Here is an 18,835-nt window from a genome sequence, read left to right as displayed (position 1 = left end):
TTTTTTGTTTCCAGATTTCAATATTCGCAGCACACCGCTTTTAATCCTAGCACTTCAAGGTTTAATATTTGCTATTTTATTGCTTACAAAATATAAACGCAAAGGCAATATCTCTGATTTGTTCTTAGGATTAATTTTGTTGTTGACCTGCTATAGTCAAACCTGCTATACCGTTGGCTTCATGGGTTGGTATGACGAATATAGAACTACGAAAATCAATTACTTTCTCTATAATATCGCCATAGCATTAGGACCTTTAATCTATCTTTATGTAAAGTCAGTAACAACATCAAACTTTTCATTTAAAAAACAGTATTGGTGGCATTTTGCTCTGGCCTTTACCTTTATTGGGTATCGTATATTTATTTTTGTTTATGATGCTTCGCAACCCGGTTTTAATGCAACCCAAAATGGCATTCTAAAAATTAAAGTTGATGAAGCTATAGTTCAGCCAGCAATGGGATTTATTGAGTTTCCATTTATGCTACTTTATTTGGCTTTTACACTTCAACTGTTTTACAATTACCGCAAAAGAATAAAACAATATTTTTCGAACACATATAAGCTGGAGCTAAATTGGATACTAAGCTTTTTACTGCTCTTCACTGTAATGTTTTTTTATGATACCATACAAACTATTGTAGGTTCTTTTGTAACCGATTTAAGCTACGCTCAGCGCTGGTGGCTAAATTTACTGTCAGCTCTTGTTACACTGTACATTGGCATTAAAGGATATTTTACAGACACCACTAAACTGAACAAACTTAATTTTAGGTTTTCCCCAAGCTTAGAAGCCATTCCCCAAAACACGGATCAAGAGTCTTCAAAATCAATTTCAAAGAAGGATATTGCCACCGTTAAGGCCCTGATGGAAGATGACAAAGTCTATCTTAACCCAGAACTAAACTTGGCAGATATGGCACAACAAGCTAATATGTCCCGCGGTCAACTTTCAGAAATCATAAATTCTGGGTTCAATCAAAATTTTAACGATTTTGTTAATGGCTACCGTGTAAATGCTTTTAAAAAGATGATACAAAATGATAAACATAGACAGCTTTCGCTTCTGGGTATCGCACAAGATTGTGGTTTTAATAGTAAAGCTACATTTAACCGTGTTTTTAAAAAATTAACAAACACGTCTCCCACCGAATATGTAAAATCGGTAACAACTTAAGACGTCTCAAATCGTATTTTAAGTCTTCCAAGTACGGTTTAAGTCGTTCACTCCCCTGCAAAGTTTCAATTTTGTCTTGTCGAACAAAAAATTGAAACATTATGAAAATTGTTAAACTATTCATTACACCAACATTGCAAAAACATTGGTTTGCAGATTTAGTATTTGCCATCATCAGGTTTGTATGCGGGATGTTATTAGCTTTAGATTTTGGCGCTTCAAAATTTGGAATGCCATGGACTCCAGATGATAGAAATTTAAACCTCTTTGAAGTATCCGCTTGGTTTCCTGAAGATGTTGCATCATACGGCGGTATTTTCGCTATGGCCCCAACATTTTTTGCTTGGATGGGTGCGTTCAGTGAAGCGGTCGGCGGTCTTTTGTTGGCCTTTGGGCTAAAAACCAGAATCGCTTCATTCTTAATTATGTGCACGATGCTAGTTGCAATCTTCATGCAAAAATGGAATCAAGGTACATGGGGTATGCTTCCAGCTATGGGCTTTTTATGGGTGTCTACCTATAACTTTTACTTGGGCTCGGGACGTTTTGGGCTCGATCATTTGGTATCAAAGCTACTACTTAAAAATAAATAAACTTAAAATAAAAACACATGAAAACGTTAGTCACAATTTTATTAATGTTGGTTACCTCACAAACAAACAGCCAAGAAAAGAAAATAGCACTTTCAGATTTCGAATTAATTAATAACTCTTCTTGGGAAGGTACGTTAACATATATTGATTATCAAACGGGCAAACCAACCCAAGTTGAAACCACAATGCAAATTAAAATAGAAGAAGATGCTATCATTACAAATTTACAATACACTTACGAACCGAATAAGAATGTGGTTGATAAAATCCACATTAGAAAAAATGGGACTTTTTTTGGCAAACAAAAAGTAGTAAAAAAAACCATATTTCAAGATGGCTCCATGGAAATGGTAACGACTTATAAAGGTAAAGACGACGGTAAAAAAGCCACTATGTTTTTAACCTATAAAATAAGTAGGGAAAACTACACGGTTGTAAAAGAAGTACTTTATAACAATACCAAACAACGGATGATCCGCAACACATATGTTTATCAAAGAATTTAAGAATATGAAACTATTAAAGGCACTATTCGCACTATCAATATTAGCTAGCTGCGTACAAGACAAACATACCAAAACTATAACTTTTAAAGTTAATATGAGTAAAGAAAACAACATTGAAAAAGTTGGTATAAGAAGCGGATTAACCTCACCACCTTGGAGCAAAACAATTTATTTAACGGATGATGATAACGATAGTGTTTTTGAGGGTACTTTCATATATGAAAATGCGCAATCTACGTTTGGATTTAAATTTGTAAACCAAGATTCTATCTACGAACTAAAAGATCAAAATAATAGGTTATTAAAGTTTGAATACAAACCAGAAAGTATCTTGTATATGGCAGAATTTAATAATCCAAAAGGGGTTCAAACATTAAAAAATAATTAAAATGAAAAACATCATCATACTTCTTATTTGTATAATTTCATTCACCGTTCAGGCTCAAATTAAAGGAAATAAGCAAATTGAAACTAGAACATTTAATTTTGACGGTGTAACCGATATAAAAATTGACTTATATGCCAAAATAACGATAGATCTTTCTGCTAAAGCAGGGCTTTCGATAACTACAGATAGCAACCTATTTGATTACATTGATAAAGACATTAATAATGGCAAGATTCACTTCAATCAAATTAAATGGATACAGCCATCACAGGATATTATTATTACAATAGGAGCACCACGATTAAAAAAGGTCTTTCATGACACCCATGATATTACGAGAATAATAAACGTAAACAACGAGGCACTAAATGTAACCGCTCCCATAGGTGAAATTTCTATTGAAGGGAAAACTAAAGAATTGCGATTAGGAAGCGAGCAGTCTAAAATTGACGCCATTAAGATCGTGGCCGAAAAAGTGTTTGTAAACCTCTGGAGCCGAGGTACCGTAAAAGTATTCCCAACAAAATATCTATGGGCTAAAGTTTCTGAAAATGGCAACTTGGAGTATGTTAATGAACCTGATTCTAAAACGATAAAATCATATAAAAATCATACTGCACCTAGCGACTTTACCAATTTAGAAAACCCTAAATTCATTAACTTTAAGATTAAGAATAACTCCATGAACAAAAATCAATTTTTTGTTGTTGGTCCAAAACCAGATGGAACCAGCTTTAGTTACGGCTTCCCTATGATGCCACAGGCAACCAGAAAGGAATACTGGACAACTGGTACGAAAGTATATAAAGTTAATAAACTTGGTTTTAGAAAACTGTTAGTAACCATTACAGGTGATGATGAAAACAAAACTGTAAAGCTATTCTAGCCAATACCAAATATAAAAGTGTATAGCCATTTCGAATTTAAGCTAAGTTCAGAATGGCAATACTTTGTTGAATGGATTGGTCTGTTTATCTTTAGCACAAACCAAAAATTGACATGAAAGCCGTAAATCTTCCTGATATAAAAAAAGAACTCAACCTGCTTTCTAGTGCAGAATTGCAACATTTGTGTTTGCGATTGGCTCGCTTTAAAAAGGAAAACAAAGAGCTTCTAACCTATCTTCTATTTGAATCGCACAGCGAAACAGGTTATATACAGACGGTTAAGGGGTTTATGGATATTGAGTTTGAGTTAATAAATACCAATAATTTCTACTATATAAAAAAGAGTATTCGTAAGATACTACGAAACGTTAAAAAATTTATACGCTATTCCCAAAAGAAGGAAACAGAGGTTGAGCTTCTCATTTATTTTTGCGAAAAACTGAGAGATTTTAAACCCAGTATTAAAAGAAGTACACAATTACAAAACATGTATTATCGCCAAATACTTTTGGCTAAAAAAACAATATCCAAATTGCATGAAGATTTGCAGTATGATTATAATTTAATGCTGGAGGATTTAGAATAAAATTCGACTGTGAATTGTATAAAAATCACCATTAACTATCTATAACACTAAACATTTTGATAGTGTGTCCTCATAAATGGCCTCATACTGCGGTACGATAGCATGCAAATCAAATTTTTCTGCCTGGGTTCTCGCATTGGCTTTAAAGGTTTTTAGTCTTTGCTCATCATTTAAAATGTGTAATGCATTTTTAATCATGCTGTCAACATCCCCTACATCGCTTAAAAAACCAGAATAGCCATTTATATTAACTTCTGGAATACCACCAGTGTTACTTGAGATCACGGCAACTCCTGATGCCATAGCTTCCAGTGCTGCCAAACCAAAACTTTCAGTTTCAGAGGGTAACAAAAACAGATCGCTAAAACATAATATTTTGTCTATTTCATTACTTCTTCCAAAGAAAATCACTTTATCCAAAATACCTAAATCATTACATTGTTGCTCTACGTTTTCCTTCTCTGGACCTTCTCCAATAAACATCAATTTTGCGGGCATTTCTTTTTGTATACCATAAAACACCTTAATCACATCCTGAACGCGCTTTACGGGACGTAAATTACTAATATGTGTAATAATTTTTTCATTATCAGCAGCCATCATCCCACGTTGGCAATCCGTAAAACGGTGGTTGTACTTATCTAAATCAATAAAATTTGGCACCACATGAATATTGTTCTTAATATCAAATAAACGCATGGTGTCATCCTTCAAGCTTTTAGAAACCGCTGTAACTGCGTCAGATTTATTAATGCTAAACGTGACCGCCGGTTTGTAAAATGGGTGACTACCCACTAGGGTGATATCAGTCCCATGAAGTGTAGTTACAATTGGAACATGAATACCTTCTTCTTGCAACATTTTTTTTGCCATATAAGCTGCATAGGCATGTGGTATCGCGTAATGTACATGTAGTATTTCAATGTTATGCAGCTTTACCATATCTACCAATTTGCTGGACAGTGCCAGTTCATAGGGCTGATAATGGAATAAAGGGTATTCTGGAACATTAACCTCATGGTAATGTACATTATTGCTCACCAATTCCAAACGTACAGGTTGGTTATAAGTAATAAAATGAATCTCATGTCCGCGCTTAGATAATTCTAAACCTAACTCCGTAGCAACAACACCACTTCCACCAAATGTTGGATAACATACAATACCTATTGTCATATCTAAATTCTGTTAATCTAAAATCGCCTCGTATATGAAGCGTTGGATTTCTGTTCTTATATTTTCTTTCAGCAACCGATTTCTTCCCGCTCTCGGATACGTTCTGTTTGCCAAAAATATATACACTATTTCTTCCTCGGGATCTGCCCAAGCATAAGTTCCCGTAAAACCTGAGTGACCAAAACTTGTCATCGAAATACAACCACAAGTGGGCCCTTCTTCGTCTAACTGAGGTTTATCAAATCCAACCCCCCTCCTATTATCATCACCACAATAATAACACGTATTAAACTTATCTATTGTAGCAGGACTTAAATAGCGCTTACCACCATAAAATCCTTTTTGCAAATACATCTGCATAATTTTAGCCACGTCATTAGCATTACTGAATACACCTGCATGACCTCCAACGCCATTTTGCATTGCGGCTCCCATATCGTGCACATAACCTTGAATTTTTTGATGACGGTAATAATCGTCAACTTCAGTTGGAATAATATGTTGGTTACTTATTTTACGATAAGGATTATACATAGTGTAATTTGCTCCAAGTGATTGATAAAAATGAGTTTGCGCTATCTCATCTAATCCTTTGTCGTAATGCTTTTCAATAAATTTCTTTAAAATATAATATGGGAAGTCACTATACCTGTAACGCAACCGATCTAATAATTCTGATTCTTTTATTATTTTCTGAATAGAGTCTTGGTAATCGGTTCTTAAGTATAAATTTTTTGCGACTTCAATATTAAATTTTTTACTTTTTTCAGTACGATAGTATTTTCCACTAGGGCGTTTAGTAATAGAATCTAAAGTATGATAATAAAAAGGTTCCCAAGGACGTAATCTTGCATAATGGGATAACATTTGCTTTATGGTAATTCCTTCTTTATTTGACCCTTTATACTCTGGCAAAAGTTGAGATAACGAACTATTAAGTGATAAAATGCCCTTTTCCTCCAGTTCCATAACTATCGGTAAGGTTGCTAAAATTTTGGTTAAAGATGCTACATCATAAATATCTTCAAAAGTTACTTTTTCTTTACCTGAATACGTGTGTTTACCAAAATTTTTGTTGTAAATAACTTTTCCTTTTCTTGCTATCAATAATTGAATGCCAGGAGTCATCATAGAGTCTACGGCGACATTAGCAATTGAATCCACTTTCTTTAATTTTTCTGAGCTCATCCCCACCCGCTCTGGAACAGTGTAGCCTAATCGTTTTATAGGATTATTTACGATGCCTGCACCTGCTTTAAAAAATTGACCAATAGACACCGGTAATTTTCCTTTTGAAGGAATAGCCCCAAAAATTAATTGTGCTGATTTCTGCTGTGCAATCTCACTATTTTGATAGTTTACCATGACACTTTCAATATTCTCAAAAGTCTTTATGTCATCTAAAGCATAAGGTTTCACAAATACGCTCAATATCACATCATGTGTTCTTGAAATTTCGTATAGCCAAACTAGTTCCTCGTTGGTAAACTTATGACCTTTCCAAGGGTTTTCATCAGAGCGATGAAATCCTACCACCACAGTGTTGTATGACTGTAATTTGTTCATTAATTCGTCAAGCTTATCAGCCTCAATATTGTGAACTTTAGTATACTTTTTTAGCTCGTTAAAAAATGGCATGCCATCATCATCTCCCAGACCTACATAAGCTATAGTTTTTGTTTCCAATCGGGTTAATGGCACTAAGTCCATTTCATTTTTAACAAGTGTAATGGCGTTTTCATAAAGCTCTTCGGATAATATATCATCCTCTAAACGATTCAAATCTTTACCTAAACCATACAAGCCTACAGGTTCATAATTGTGAAGACCAGCCTTATATTTTGCCATTAATATCTTTTTTACCGAATGTGCTAAACGTTCTTCAGTAATTTCCCCATTGTCATAAGCTTCAATTATTTTGGATACACCAATACCCACATCTTCAGACATGAGCATTACATCATTACCCGCCTTAAAAGCAGCCAAATCAATATCTCCAGTATCATCAAAATCCGCAGCACCTTTCATTGTTAGTGCATCAGTAAAAATGAGTCCATTAAATCCCAAGGAGTCTTTTAAAATATCAGTAACAATATGCTTTGATAATGAAGATGGGTAGCCGTCCCTTGATTCTAAACTAGGTACATTCAAATGCGCTACCATAACGCTTGACAAACCTTCTTTAATCAATTTCTTGTAAGGATATAGCTCAACAGAATCAATGCGTTTTGCGTTAAAATTAATTGTTGGTAAGGTATGGTGAGAATCCGCTTCAGTATCTCCGTGTCCAGGAAAATGTTTTGCGTTTGCCAGAACTCCTGCACTTTGCATCCCTTTCATAAATGCAAGCGCCTTTTGGGTAACATTATCTCTATCCTCTCCAAAAGAGCGATTTCCTATAATTGGGTTTTTAGGGTTGGTATTGATGTCTACCACTGGGGCAAAATTAAAATGCACACCTAAACGCTTACAATGTTCACCTATTTGCCTGCCTGTTTGTTCAATAAGAGTATTGTTTTTAACAGCTCCCAGAGCCATATTGTATGGAAAGGCATACGTAGAATCCAAACGCATACTCAAACCCCATTCAGCATCCATACCTATTAGCATTGGAATCTTTGACGCAGCTTGCAATTCATTATTCAATTTGGCCTGTCTGTATGGACCACCATTAGAGTAAATAATACCACCGATATGATGTTTATGAATAAGGTTTACAATCTTGTTTTTAGTAGCTCCATTTTGATTAGACATGACTTGAACCATATAAAGCTGACCAACTTTCTCCTTAAGAGACATGGCGTTGTAAATACTATCTACCCATTTTTGTTGGGCTTCGGCATCAGGTGTTTTAAGTGGGTGAATAGTTTCTTGCGCATTTATGACGCATGAGAGACAAAATAGGATTAAAAAGATATGGCGCATAGGGGATTAATTAAGCACGATTGTTACATATGTGTAATTAATAATCATGCCAAAATACTACTTTTAAAAAAAAGAGGAAAATACTTTATGATAGTTTTATATAGAAAGCTATAACTACCTATCGATAATACTTGTTATATAAACACCTTAACTGACGAATCGTTTTTTGAGGTATTTTTTTTGATTGTTTAAAAATTGATCTACCAAAATAAGGCATACAAAACCGTAAGGATAAGCATCACTGCAAACGACCCTATATTGAACAATGGTGATGTTTTAAATAATTGTCTTGTAATAGGAATACCTTTTTCATCATCAGCACCTTTGTGCTGTACGTAACTACAGATGGCTATTACTGCCATTGTTAAAAGTAAAGTATAACCCATTTGATCCATAAATGGCACATCCACAAATATTGGTGAATCTGACCATCCTTTTGGTGCAACTTTAAAATACATAGCAATTGGGATAGATGCTAGTGCCCCTATTATAGCTGCTTTGTTTGTTGTTTTTTTCCAGAACAACCCTAAAAGAAATACCGCTAAAATTCCTGGACTCACAATACCTGTATATTCCTGAATGAATTGAAAAGCTTGATCAATGCCACCTAGAAGAGGCGCCATAATACATGCTATAATTAAGGCAGCAGCAGCAGATAATCTACCTATATTTACAGTCTTTTTGTCATTAGCATTTTTGTTTATGTATTGCTTATAAATATCCATTGTAAAAATGGTAGAAGTAGAGTTTAGCATAGAGGCTAAAGACGACACAATAGCAGCAGCAAGTGCTGCGAAAGCAACACCTTTCAATCCAGTTGGCAAAAACTGCAACAACCAAGGGTATGCATTATCTTTCTTTTCGAGTGGAGAATTTTGCAAAGCAATATCTCCTAAACTAGAAAGTAGTTCAGGATCATTAATAATAACATAAGCGGCAATACCAGGTATTACAACAATTAATGGAATCAACAATTTTAAAAATGCTGCAAACAAAATACCCTTCTGTGCTTCTTTTAAAGATTTTGCTGCAAGTGTTCTTTGGATAATATATTGGTTAAAACCCCAGTAATATAAGTTAGCAACCCACATACCACCAACAAGAACAGCTAAACCTGGCAAATTTTTATATTCTGGATTAGATTTATCTAAAATCATCTCAAAACGTTCTGGAACAGTATCATAGATGGTAGTTAAACCAGCAACAAAACCCTCACCACCTGAAACTGTATTTAGTGCAAGATATGTGGTAACTAAACCACCAAGTACCAAGAACACTACTTGTATTACGTCTGTCCATGCTACTGCAGACAATCCTCCATATAGTGAGTATGCTGCAGCAAACAGAGCCAAACCAGTAATACCATACATTAAAGGTATTCCCATGATAGTTTGCAATGCCAAAGCCCCTAAATACAAAACTGTGGTAAGATTAACGAAAACATATAGTGCAATCCAAAATACAGCAAGTATAGTTTTTAAATTAGTAGAATAACGTTTTTCCACAAACTCTGGAATTGTGTAAAGTCCTTTTTCTATAAAAATTGGTAAAAAGTACTTACCAACAATTATTAAAGTTAAAGCTGCCATCCATTCGTAAGAGGCGATAGCTAAACCAGAAGCAAAACCTGAACCAGACATTCCTATAAATTGTTCTGCTGATATATTAGCTGCAATAAGAGAAGCCCCTATAGCCCACCATGGCAATGATTTGCTAGCTAAGAAATAATCTTCAGCATTCTTTTGATGTCCTTTTTTATCCCTAGAGACCCATAAGCCTACACCCAAAATTAAAACGGCATAAGCAATAAAAACTACGTAATCCCAAGTATCGAATCCTGAATTCATAATTATTTAGTTTGGTTAATCAAAGCATCAAATATATATATTTAAAGTTAAACCTATTAAGGTTTAAATCTGACAAAAAATAAAAAAACCCAACTAGTAGGGTGTGGTAGGGTTTTATCAAAATTTATTCGTATTTTTACACCAACAATGATTAAAATCAATAATAAAATAAGCACTCCAAAGTATCAGCAGATAGTTTTTTCAATTGAAAGAGCTATTTCTCAAGGTGAATTAAAAAAAGGGGATCAAATACCTTCTATAAATAGCATAAAAGAAGCACAAAGTTTATCTCGAGATACGGTTTTAATGGCTTTTAACGACCTAAAAAGCAGAGGTGTAATTCAATCTGTAGTTGGAAAAGGATATTATGTATCGAGTGAAAATATCCGCGTAAAACAAAAAGTGTTTTTATTATTTGATGAATTAAATTCTTTTAAAGAAGACTTGTATAATGCCTTTATCAAGAATTTAAACGATAGTATTGAAGTAGATATTTATTTTCATCATTTTAATTATCGTGTGTTTAATAATATTATAGAAAATAACATAGGGAATTATAATCATTATATCATAATGCCAGCTAACCTTAAGGGTACTGAAAAAACGCTAAAGAGATTACCAAATGATAGGGTTTATATACTAGACCAAATGCCAGCAGCATTAAAGCATTACTCCGGTATTTATCAAAATTTTGAAAAAGACATATGTACAAATCTAGAGAAGGCAATTTCGTATATAAGAAAATATCAAAAGTTGCTATTAATTTTCTCGTCTGAAAAACAGCCTTTGGGAATGAGAGAAGGTTTTATTAAGTTTTGTGAAAAACATATCATACCATATGAAGTTTTAGATTCTATTAAAGATAAAACTATTGAAAAAGGCGATCTATATATTGTTCCGGATGATAAGCAACTACTTCAATTAATTAAGAAGATGAAGTCAATGAAATTTTTCTTAGCTGATGATATCGGGATAATTTCATATAATGACACCTTACTAAAGGAAATTGTAGAAGGAGGCATCACTACTATTTCTACTAATTTTACAGCTATGGGTAAACGTTTAGCCGAAATGATTCAAAACAACCAGCATACTAATATTGAAAATGAAAACCGACTTATAATTAGAAATTCACTTTAAAGTTTAAAATAGTGTACACAATCAAACTAGTAAATAAAGATAACATTCTAGAAGTAACGAACACTGACGCTTCTGTTTATGGTAAAATATATTTAGATAAAGGTGCAAGTCTTCAAGAATTGACTTTAAATAATCATAATATTATTCAAGATTTAAGTCCTTTGGATTACGCAACTACTTACGCCTCCTCTATTTTGTTTCCTTTTGCGAATAGAATAAAAGACGGCATCTATTCATTCAATGACAGTCAGTACGAATTTCCTATAAATGTAAGAGATGAGCAAAACGCACTTCACGGTCTAGTTTTTAATAAAACCTTTGAAGTTGTAGAAGAAAATACCACAGAAAAAAATGCCATGGTGGCTTTACAATATATTCAGACTGAACTTATAGATGGATTTCCTTACACCTTTAAAATCAAATTAGTCTACATCTTTAGCAAAACTGCTTTAGACTTAAAAATGTATGTAGAAAATACAGACACAAAACCCTTTCCATTTACTGTGGGTTGGCATCCTTATTTTACAAGCAACAACTTGTTTGAAAGCACTCTTAATATGAATTGCAAAGAAAAAATAATTTTAGGAGACCGTAATATAACTACTGGTACAACTCCAATACATGAGAATATTTCCATAAAAATTCGAGATGAGTTTTTTGATGATTGCTGGATGCTAAATTCTGATGAAGTGGTATTCAAAACGCCCAAATATAACCTGAAATTTAATGCAACTGGTAATAACAACTTTATCCAAGCGTACACACCGCCCCGAAAAAACACTATAGCCATAGAACCCACAACAGGTGTTTCCGATAGTTTTAATAATAAGATTGGTTTACAAACATTACCCCCAAATGAATCTTATGAAATTACCTGGAATGTAAAAATATCAAACAACTAAATTAAAACTGAACTGATTATGAATGCATCATTAGTTAAAGATGTTAAAAAGACTTTTATCGATAAATTCAACAGTCAACCATTGATGGTTTTCTCACCAGGAAGAATAAATATTATTGGTGAACATACGGATTATAACGACGGATTTGTGTTTCCAGCTGCTGTTGATAAAGGTATCGCTGCTGCTATAGGGAAAAGTGATTCTGGGCATTGCACTGCAATTGCTCTAGACTTGGACAGTACTATTGAATTTGAATTAGATAAACTCCAGCCTTCAAAAGAAGGGAGCTGGGAAAATTATGTTTTCGGTGTGGTTGCCGAAATTCAAAATAAAAACATAATTGTAGGTGATTTTAATATTGTCTTTAGAGGTGATATTCCAGGAGGCGCTGGCATGTCTTCTTCGGCTGCCCTAGAAAACAGTGTTGTTTTTGGTTTAAATGAATTATTTGACTTAGGGCTTTCAAAACATGAAATGATTTTGATTTCACAAAAGGCAGAGCATAATTATGTGGGCGTAAAATGCGGGATTATGGACCAATATGCAAGTATGTTTGGCATTGAAAACAACGCATTACACTTGGACTGTCGCACTATCGAATCCAAACCTTACGAAATCAACTTCAAGGATCATCAATTAATGCTCATCAACACAAATGTAAAGCACAGTTTATCGGACAGTGCTTATAATGACAGACGTTCAGCATGTGAAAGTATTTCAGAGTTGTTAGGTGTGAAAGCATTAAGAGACGCTACCGAAGCAGATTTGGAAACTGTAATGGGTAAAGTAACACCATCAAATTACCAAAAAGCGCTTTATGTAATTCAAGAAAATGAAAGAACGCTAAAAGCTGCAAAAGCTATAGAGGATGGTAATTTAGAAAAATTAGGAAAGCTAATTTACCAATCGCACGACGGTTTATCAAATCAGTTTAAAGTGAGCTGCGAAGAGCTAGATTTTCTTGTGGCGCAAGCCAGAAAAAACAAGCATGTATTAGGTGCGAGAATGATGGGTGGTGGTTTTGGTGGTTGTACTATAAACCTTGTAGCCAAGAGTGAAGCTAAGGCTTTTGCTGAAACAGCCTCAAAAGCATATAAGAAAAAATTTGACAAAGACTGTTCAGTATATTTCGTCCAACTTTCAGATGGAACGCACTTAGTAGAATAAAAAACCTAACGGAGTAAAACAAAAATGGAAAATACAGACTTACAAGACTATTCGCATAAACGCTTTAATATCCTAACGGGCGAATGGGTTTTGGTGTCGCCGCATCGCGCAAAGCGCCCTTGGCAAGGTCAAAATGAAGAAGTGAATAATGAAAAGCGACCAACATATGATAAAAGTTGTTATTTGTGCGCAGGAAATACACGTATTAATGGAGAGGTAAATCCTGACTATAAAGATGTGTTCATTTTTACCAACGACTTTGCAGCATTACAGAGCGATTCTCCAACATTTTCACTTAATGACGGATTACTTATTGCAGAGAGCGAAACAGGAATCTGTAAAGTGATATGTTTTAGTCCAGACCATTCTAAAAGTTTGGCAGATATGTCGCCAAACGAAATTCAAAAAGTGGTTTATGCATGGCAAGAACAGTATAAAGAATTGGGAGATAACCCTAAAATCAATTATGTTCAAATCTTTGAAAACAAAGGTGCTGTTATGGGTTGCAGTAATCCGCACCCACACGGGCAAATATGGAGTCAGTCTACACTACCAAACGAAGTTGATAAAAAAAACACACAACAATTAAACTACTTTAGTAAAAACAAAAGCAGTCTTTTGGGAGATTATCTAGCTCAAGAACTGGAAAAGCAAGAGCGAGTTATTTTTGAAAACGATAAGTTTGTAGTATTGGTGCCTTTTTGGGCAGTATGGCCTTTTGAGACAATGATTGCCCCCAAGAGACATATCTCCAGTATTTCTGACATGACAGATGAGGAAACTTTACAATATGCCGAAGCTATCGCAGTGTTAACAAAAGCATACGATAAACTATTCAATACATCGTTCCCATATTCCGCAGGAATACACCAGTGCCCTACTAATGGAAATGATAATAAGCATTGGCATTGGCACATGAGTTTTTACCCACCATTGTTGAGAAGCGCTACAGTTAAAAAATTCATGGTAGGCTATGAAATGTTTGGTACGCCACAACGCGATATTACAGCCGAAAGTGCAGTGAAAATGATTAAAGCATTATTGTAAAATAAACTCAGACAACACTCATGTAATTAAAGCCTAACAGAATAATAAATGTTAGGCTTTTTTTAATGGAAAAAGTTAAAGTTGGCTAAATATGGGTGTTAAAATATCTTAATTGCACAAAGTCAATACCTTAAAATACTTTAATTTGAAATGCATAAAATACAACCAAACTTTGCGTTATCTAATTTTGTTTTTATTTCCCTTAAGTCTTCTTTCTCAAAATATAAAGGGGATAGTTTACGATAATGCATCTACCGTTAAGGGAATAAAAGTGTATAACATTAGCAAAAAACTTAAAACCTATACAAGTAATGAAGGTGATTTTGAAATTTCAGCATCCATCAATGACACGCTCTTCTTCGAATCGCTTTTCCATCATCCTAAACACATAAAATTAAAGGAAATTCATTTTGAAGATATTGCAGTCTTTGAATTGAAAAAAGTAGTCAATGAGCTTGGAGAAGTCTTACTAGTGGATCAAAAGGCAAAGGAATTTAACGAAGTGGAATATACAGATGCAATAGGTTTTTCTATCGCTAACGATAGAAAAAATAATCCTCATTTATATGGTAGTGTATCAAAATATGGGGTTGACTTCATATATCTAGCTCGTAAAATTGCAAAACTTTTTAAAAGAAAAAATAAATCTTTGCCCATTACTTATATCTCCTATAAACATCTGGATTCTCTCTTTAAAAATGATGATTTGTTCGATTTAAAATTGCTAAAACAAGATTTGAATATCCCTGAAGAGTATGCGCATCTTTTTTTAGATTATTGCGAAACCAAAAACTTAAATAAAATCTTAATTACTGAGCAAAGGAAGGTAGTACTGCTAGATTCTTTCGTGAATTTCAGTAAAGAATTTTTGAAAATTATAGAAGATTTTGAGACATCAAAAGATACTTTGGGCTTAAAAAATTAAAGTCAGTACTAATTTCCCCATCTAAAAGCTATTACTATTCTAAATGTTAAATACTGCTAATTCTGATGATTTCATTTATTAAATCTTTTAATTTGAAGTAGATAATACTATTATATTGAAACATCTTCTTTTATTACTGTTTCCATTAACCTTGATATCTCAAAATATCAAAGGAAAAGTCTATGACAGCGAATCTACAGTTAAGGGCATAAAAGTTTATAATGTAAGTCAAAAAAGAATGACTTATACTAATAATGACGGTGATTTCTCAATTTCGGCAGTCGTAAACGATACTCTTTTATTTGAATCGCTCTTCCATCATAACAAAATGATACAACTAAAGCAATCTGATTTTGATGATGTTGTAGTTTTCGAATTAAGAAAGTCGGTTAATGCATTAGGTGAAGTTTTAATTAGTAATGATGACGAAGAGTTCAACCCCCTTGAATATACACAGGAAGCTGAAAGAGCATTTGAAAGAGATATGAAAAACAACTTACAATTGTACATGAACGAATCTGAATATGATAAAGGTGTAAATTTTAAAAAACTCTTTAAAAGTATACGTAAGTTGCTGAAAAAGAAGAATAAGCCTAAACCTATTGAGTTCGTCACTTATGACGATTTAGACTCCCTTTTAAAACATGACAACCTATTTAGTTTAAAACTATTGAATCAAGATTTAAATATCCCAGAAGAACATGCGCATTTATTCTTAGATTATTGTGAGGCTCAATATTGGAATAAAAATCTCAGTTCTGAAGCCAATAAGGTCATTCTATTGGATTCAATGGTTAATTTGAGCAAAGAGTTTTTAAAAATTACCGAAGAATTCAAGGCTTCCAAGGATACTTTGGACTTAAAAAACTAAAATCAATAATAATTGTTCCTTTCAAAAGTTATATTTTTAGCCATATTTATTTTTAGCTGAATGAAGAGATATATCTATGTTTTAGTTGCCGTTTGTTTTATTACACTTTGGAGTTCCTGTAGAAAAGATTTTGAGTTTTCTGCAAGTACTGGTAACCTAGAATTTTCGAGGGATACCGTGTACTTAGATACCGTTTTTACCAACATAAGTTCTAGTACCTATAATTTAAAGGTATATAACAGGAGCGACGAAGATATTTTAATCCCGACGGTTAAGTTAGGTTTAGCAGATGCATCGCAATACCGCTTGAGTGTGGATGGCCTTACAGGAAAAACATTTGAAAATATTGAGTTATTAGCAAAAGACAGTCTCTTTATTTTTGTTGAAACCACTGTAGATATTAACAACTTCCCAAATCCTAATGGGGAGTATTTATATACTGACCAAATTGAATTCGATTCTGGAGGAAATATGCAAAAAGTTGAATTGGTTACGCTAATTAAAGACGCTATTTTTATTTTTCCCGATAGAGACAATACCACAAAAATTGTTGAAACTTTAGCACTTAACATTGATGGTGAGCAAGTAGAAACTGATTTACAAGGGCGGGAACTTTTACCTGAAGAATTAATATTTACTAACGAAAAGCCCTATGTGATTTATGGTTTTGCAGCGGTTCCTACTGGAGAAACACTCACTGTTGAAGCTGGTGCACGTCTACACTTTCATGATAATTCTGGTATTATCGTACAATCTGGAGCATCTATAAATGTAAATGGTGCTTTTAGTCCAGACCAAGAAACGCTCGATAATGAAGTGATTTTTGAAGGCGACCGACTAGAACCAAGTTTTGCGAACAGACCTGGACAATGGGGCACTATTTGGCTATTGGACGGAAGTTTGGATAATACTTTTAATTACACAACCATCAAAAATGCATTGGTTGGTATTTTATGCGATGGCGATGCCACTGCAACAAACGATAAGCTCACCATTACCAATTCTCAAATATACAATTCTGGTAGTTTTGGTATTTTAGGAAGAGGCACGTCAATAGCTGGAGAAAACCTTGTGGTACATAATGCAGGACAAGCTGCCGTGGCTGCTACATTTGGAGGTAAATATAATTTTACGCATTGTACGCTAACCAATTATTGGGAAAATGGCCCTCGCCCACTACCATCAGTATTGTTAAACAATTTTCTAGTTGATGACGATAACAATGCCATAGTAACGGACTTAATTGAAGCCAATTTTAATAACTGTATTATTTATGGTAATGATAATCCAGAGTTTCTTTTAGATGAAATAGAAGATGATGCCGTGAGCTTTAATTTTAAATTGAGCAATTGCTTGGTGCGTTTTGATGACAGAAACGATAATTTTACAGGTCCAAATTTTGATTTTGACGATGCATCAAAATATGAAAATGTAATTTTTAATCAAGACCCAGATTTCAAAGACCCCAGTTTAAATATGCTCATTATAGGTGATGACTCTGCAGCAAACGGTCAGGGCAATTTGACATTTGCTTCTCAAGTGCCTACCGATATTTTAAATATTGATAGAACTTCTAGCCCAGATATAGGGGCTTATCAGCATATTACGTTTCCTGAGGACGACTAGACCCGAAAGAAAATTACAAACAAGTACCAGGTATTGGTTTTTCAACACAATTACCTTCACCAAAACAAACAGTTTCAAATTCACATCCCTCCTCATCCGCTTCACATGATAACATTATTAGAGATGAGAATAATACTAGAATACATGCTAATTTTTTAACTAACTTCATTCTTGTTGTTTTTTTAATCTATTCACTTTCCAATTGTGCCCTGTACAAATGTAAATTCGCCTTGGTATCTTCATCCAACTCAGGCTCCTTAATATCAGTATATTGGCTCAATACATCATACATGATTTTAGCTACTAGATAGCGTGCAGTTGGTTTATCGTCAGCAGGAATATTGTACCAAGGTGCATGATCTTTTGATGTTCTATTTATGGCATCCTCATAACACTCTTGGTATTCATCCCATAGTTTACGCTCTTTTAAATCACCTGCCGAAAACTTCCAGTTTTTCTCTTGTTTACGCAAGCGTCGCAACAAACGGTATTTCTGTTCGTCCTTTGATAAATTCAAAAAGAACTTAAAGATAATGGTACCATTTTCCGCGATATGCTTCTCAAAATTATTAATCTGCTCAAAACGCTTATCCCAAAAGGCATCATTTATATCTTCAACTGAGTTTACATCTGGCAAGCTTTCGCTCAAAATATAATTGGGATGCACTCTTGTGACCAAAACATTTTCATAGTGCGTACGGTTAAACACGCCAAACTTACCTCGCTGCGGTAAAGCGATGTAGTGTCTCCACAGATAATCATGACTCAACTCTAAATCCGTTGGCACCTTAAAACTATGTACTTCAACACCTCTTACGTTAAAGCTTTTAAATACCTCACGTATCATACTGTCTTTTCCAGCAGTATCCATGCCTTGTATGCCTATTAAAACTGCATATTTGTCGTGGGCATACATGGTGTTTTGAATTTCAGCCAGTTTTTTTCTGGTTTTCTTTAGTGCATCCTTTACCTCATCTTCAGTTGCACTTAAATCGAAAGAAGTGGGTAAGTTTTTAATATCAATTTTCGAAGTAACCTTAAAATCACTCTCAGTAATCTGTTTCATCCTTAA

The 18,835-nt window shown here is 34.0% G+C and carries 17 protein-coding genes; 13 read left to right on the top strand and 4 right to left on the bottom strand.

Annotated elements, in window-relative coordinates; genetic code table 11:
• Positions 1-4 precede the first annotated feature (4 nt).
• The 6 genes from EYD45_RS01800 to EYD45_RS01775 all read left to right on the top strand — a co-directional run bounded on the left by EYD45_RS01800 (position 5) and on the right by EYD45_RS01775 (position 4,137).
• Positions 5-1,177 carry a helix-turn-helix domain-containing protein gene (locus EYD45_RS01800; RefSeq protein ID WP_233702485.1) on the top strand — a complete coding sequence of 391 codons (1,173 nt, stop codon included), beginning with the start codon at positions 5-7 and terminating at the stop codon, positions 1,175-1,177.
• Between the two features lie 101 nt (positions 1,178-1,278).
• Positions 1,279-1,770, top strand: coding sequence for a DoxX family protein (locus EYD45_RS01795; RefSeq protein ID WP_130962629.1), 492 nt, complete (start codon positions 1,279-1,281; stop codon positions 1,768-1,770).
• Positions 1,771-1,787: 17 nt separating this feature from the next.
• Positions 1,788-2,276: a hypothetical protein gene (locus EYD45_RS01790; protein WP_130962628.1), complete on the top strand. Its 489-nt coding sequence runs from the start codon at positions 1,788-1,790 to the stop codon at positions 2,274-2,276.
• 4 nt (positions 2,277-2,280) lie between these two features.
• On the top strand, positions 2,281-2,664 hold the full coding sequence (locus EYD45_RS01785) for a hypothetical protein (protein WP_130962627.1): 384 nt from the start codon (positions 2,281-2,283) through the stop codon (positions 2,662-2,664).
• A gap of 1 nt (position 2,665) precedes the next feature.
• Positions 2,666-3,550: a GIN domain-containing protein gene (locus EYD45_RS01780; RefSeq protein WP_130962626.1), complete on the top strand. Its 885-nt coding sequence runs from the start codon at positions 2,666-2,668 to the stop codon at positions 3,548-3,550.
• A 113-nt stretch (positions 3,551-3,663) separates the two neighbouring features.
• Positions 3,664-4,137 carry a hypothetical protein gene (locus EYD45_RS01775; RefSeq protein ID WP_130962625.1) on the top strand — a complete coding sequence of 158 codons (474 nt, stop codon included), beginning with the start codon at positions 3,664-3,666 and terminating at the stop codon, positions 4,135-4,137.
• 39 nt (positions 4,138-4,176) lie between these two features.
• Here EYD45_RS01775 and bshA read toward each other — a convergent pair whose 3' ends face one another.
• From bshA to EYD45_RS01760, 3 genes are all read right to left on the bottom strand, one after another.
• The gene (gene bshA, locus EYD45_RS01770; RefSeq protein ID WP_130962624.1) at positions 4,177-5,313 is read right to left on the bottom strand and encodes an N-acetyl-alpha-D-glucosaminyl L-malate synthase BshA; all 1,137 of its coding nucleotides are present in this window, start codon (positions 5,311-5,313) and stop codon (positions 4,177-4,179) included.
• A 12-nt stretch (positions 5,314-5,325) separates the two neighbouring features.
• Positions 5,326-8,238, bottom strand: coding sequence for a glycoside hydrolase family 3 N-terminal domain-containing protein (locus EYD45_RS01765; protein ID WP_130962623.1), 2,913 nt, complete (start codon positions 8,236-8,238; stop codon positions 5,326-5,328).
• 200 nt (positions 8,239-8,438) lie between these two features.
• Positions 8,439-10,085: a sodium/sugar symporter gene (locus tag EYD45_RS01760; protein WP_130962622.1), complete on the bottom strand. Its 1,647-nt coding sequence runs from the start codon at positions 10,083-10,085 to the stop codon at positions 8,439-8,441.
• A 147-nt stretch (positions 10,086-10,232) separates the two neighbouring features.
• Here EYD45_RS01760 and EYD45_RS01755 point away from each other — a divergent pair, with 147 nt between their 5' ends.
• The 7 genes from EYD45_RS01755 to EYD45_RS01725 all read left to right on the top strand — a co-directional run bounded on the left by EYD45_RS01755 (position 10,233) and on the right by EYD45_RS01725 (position 17,763).
• Positions 10,233-11,225, top strand: a complete 993-nt coding sequence (locus EYD45_RS01755) for a GntR family transcriptional regulator (protein WP_130962621.1) — start codon at positions 10,233-10,235, stop codon at positions 11,223-11,225.
• Positions 11,226-11,236: 11 nt separating this feature from the next.
• Positions 11,237-12,127, top strand: coding sequence for an aldose 1-epimerase (locus tag EYD45_RS01750; protein ID WP_165453865.1), 891 nt, complete (start codon positions 11,237-11,239; stop codon positions 12,125-12,127).
• 18 nt (positions 12,128-12,145) lie between these two features.
• Positions 12,146-13,294, top strand: a complete 1,149-nt coding sequence (galK, locus tag EYD45_RS01745; RefSeq protein WP_130962619.1) for a galactokinase — start codon at positions 12,146-12,148, stop codon at positions 13,292-13,294.
• A gap of 24 nt (positions 13,295-13,318) precedes the next feature.
• On the top strand, positions 13,319-14,341 hold the full coding sequence (locus tag EYD45_RS01740) for a UDP-glucose--hexose-1-phosphate uridylyltransferase (protein ID WP_130962618.1): 1,023 nt from the start codon (positions 13,319-13,321) through the stop codon (positions 14,339-14,341).
• Positions 14,342-14,486: 145 nt separating this feature from the next.
• Positions 14,487-15,266, top strand: a complete 780-nt coding sequence (locus EYD45_RS01735; protein ID WP_130962617.1) for a hypothetical protein — start codon at positions 14,487-14,489, stop codon at positions 15,264-15,266.
• A gap of 115 nt (positions 15,267-15,381) precedes the next feature.
• Positions 15,382-16,137, top strand: coding sequence for a hypothetical protein (locus EYD45_RS01730; RefSeq protein WP_130962616.1), 756 nt, complete (start codon positions 15,382-15,384; stop codon positions 16,135-16,137).
• A 60-nt stretch (positions 16,138-16,197) separates the two neighbouring features.
• Positions 16,198-17,763, top strand: coding sequence for a hypothetical protein (locus tag EYD45_RS01725; protein ID WP_130962615.1), 1,566 nt, complete (start codon positions 16,198-16,200; stop codon positions 17,761-17,763).
• Positions 17,764-17,950: 187 nt separating this feature from the next.
• On the opposite strand, the gene EYD45_RS01720 is transcribed toward EYD45_RS01725, so the two are convergent.
• Positions 17,951-18,829, bottom strand: coding sequence for a PPK2 family polyphosphate kinase (locus EYD45_RS01720; protein ID WP_130962614.1), 879 nt, complete (start codon positions 18,827-18,829; stop codon positions 17,951-17,953).
• Between the last annotated feature and the right edge of the window lie 6 nt (positions 18,830-18,835).

This window comes from Hyunsoonleella flava, from assembly GCF_004310325.1.
Classification (GTDB): Bacteria; Bacteroidota; Bacteroidia; order Flavobacteriales; family Flavobacteriaceae; genus Jejuia; species Jejuia flava.
The sequence above is the reverse complement of the archived record's forward strand: the minus strand, read 5'-3'. Positions and strand labels throughout refer to the sequence as shown.

Coding starts and splice junctions, on each gene's coding strand:
- EYD45_RS01790 (WP_130962628.1), top strand. CDS start 1,788: ATGAAAACGTTAGTCACAATTTTATTAATGTTGGTTACCTCACAAACA.
- EYD45_RS01775 (WP_130962625.1), top strand. CDS start 3,664: ATGAAAGCCGTAAATCTTCCTGATATAAAAAAAGAACTCAACCTGCTT.
- EYD45_RS01765 (WP_130962623.1), bottom strand. CDS start 8,238: ATGCGCCATATCTTTTTAATCCTATTTTGTCTCTCATGCGTCATAAAT.
- EYD45_RS01725 (WP_130962615.1), top strand. CDS start 16,198: ATGAAGAGATATATCTATGTTTTAGTTGCCGTTTGTTTTATTACACTT.
- bshA (WP_130962624.1), bottom strand. CDS start 5,313: ATGACAATAGGTATTGTATGTTATCCAACATTTGGTGGAAGTGGTGTT.
- EYD45_RS01785 (WP_130962627.1), top strand. CDS start 2,281: ATGAAACTATTAAAGGCACTATTCGCACTATCAATATTAGCTAGCTGC.
- EYD45_RS01740 (WP_130962618.1), top strand. CDS start 13,319: ATGGAAAATACAGACTTACAAGACTATTCGCATAAACGCTTTAATATC.
- EYD45_RS01720 (WP_130962614.1), bottom strand. CDS start 18,829: ATGAAACAGATTACTGAGAGTGATTTTAAGGTTACTTCGAAAATTGAT.
- EYD45_RS01780 (WP_130962626.1), top strand. CDS start 2,666: ATGAAAAACATCATCATACTTCTTATTTGTATAATTTCATTCACCGTT.
- EYD45_RS01755 (WP_130962621.1), top strand. CDS start 10,233: ATGATTAAAATCAATAATAAAATAAGCACTCCAAAGTATCAGCAGATA.
- galK (WP_130962619.1), top strand. CDS start 12,146: ATGAATGCATCATTAGTTAAAGATGTTAAAAAGACTTTTATCGATAAA.
- EYD45_RS01795 (WP_130962629.1), top strand. CDS start 1,279: ATGAAAATTGTTAAACTATTCATTACACCAACATTGCAAAAACATTGG.
- EYD45_RS01760 (WP_130962622.1), bottom strand. CDS start 10,085: ATGAATTCAGGATTCGATACTTGGGATTACGTAGTTTTTATTGCTTAT.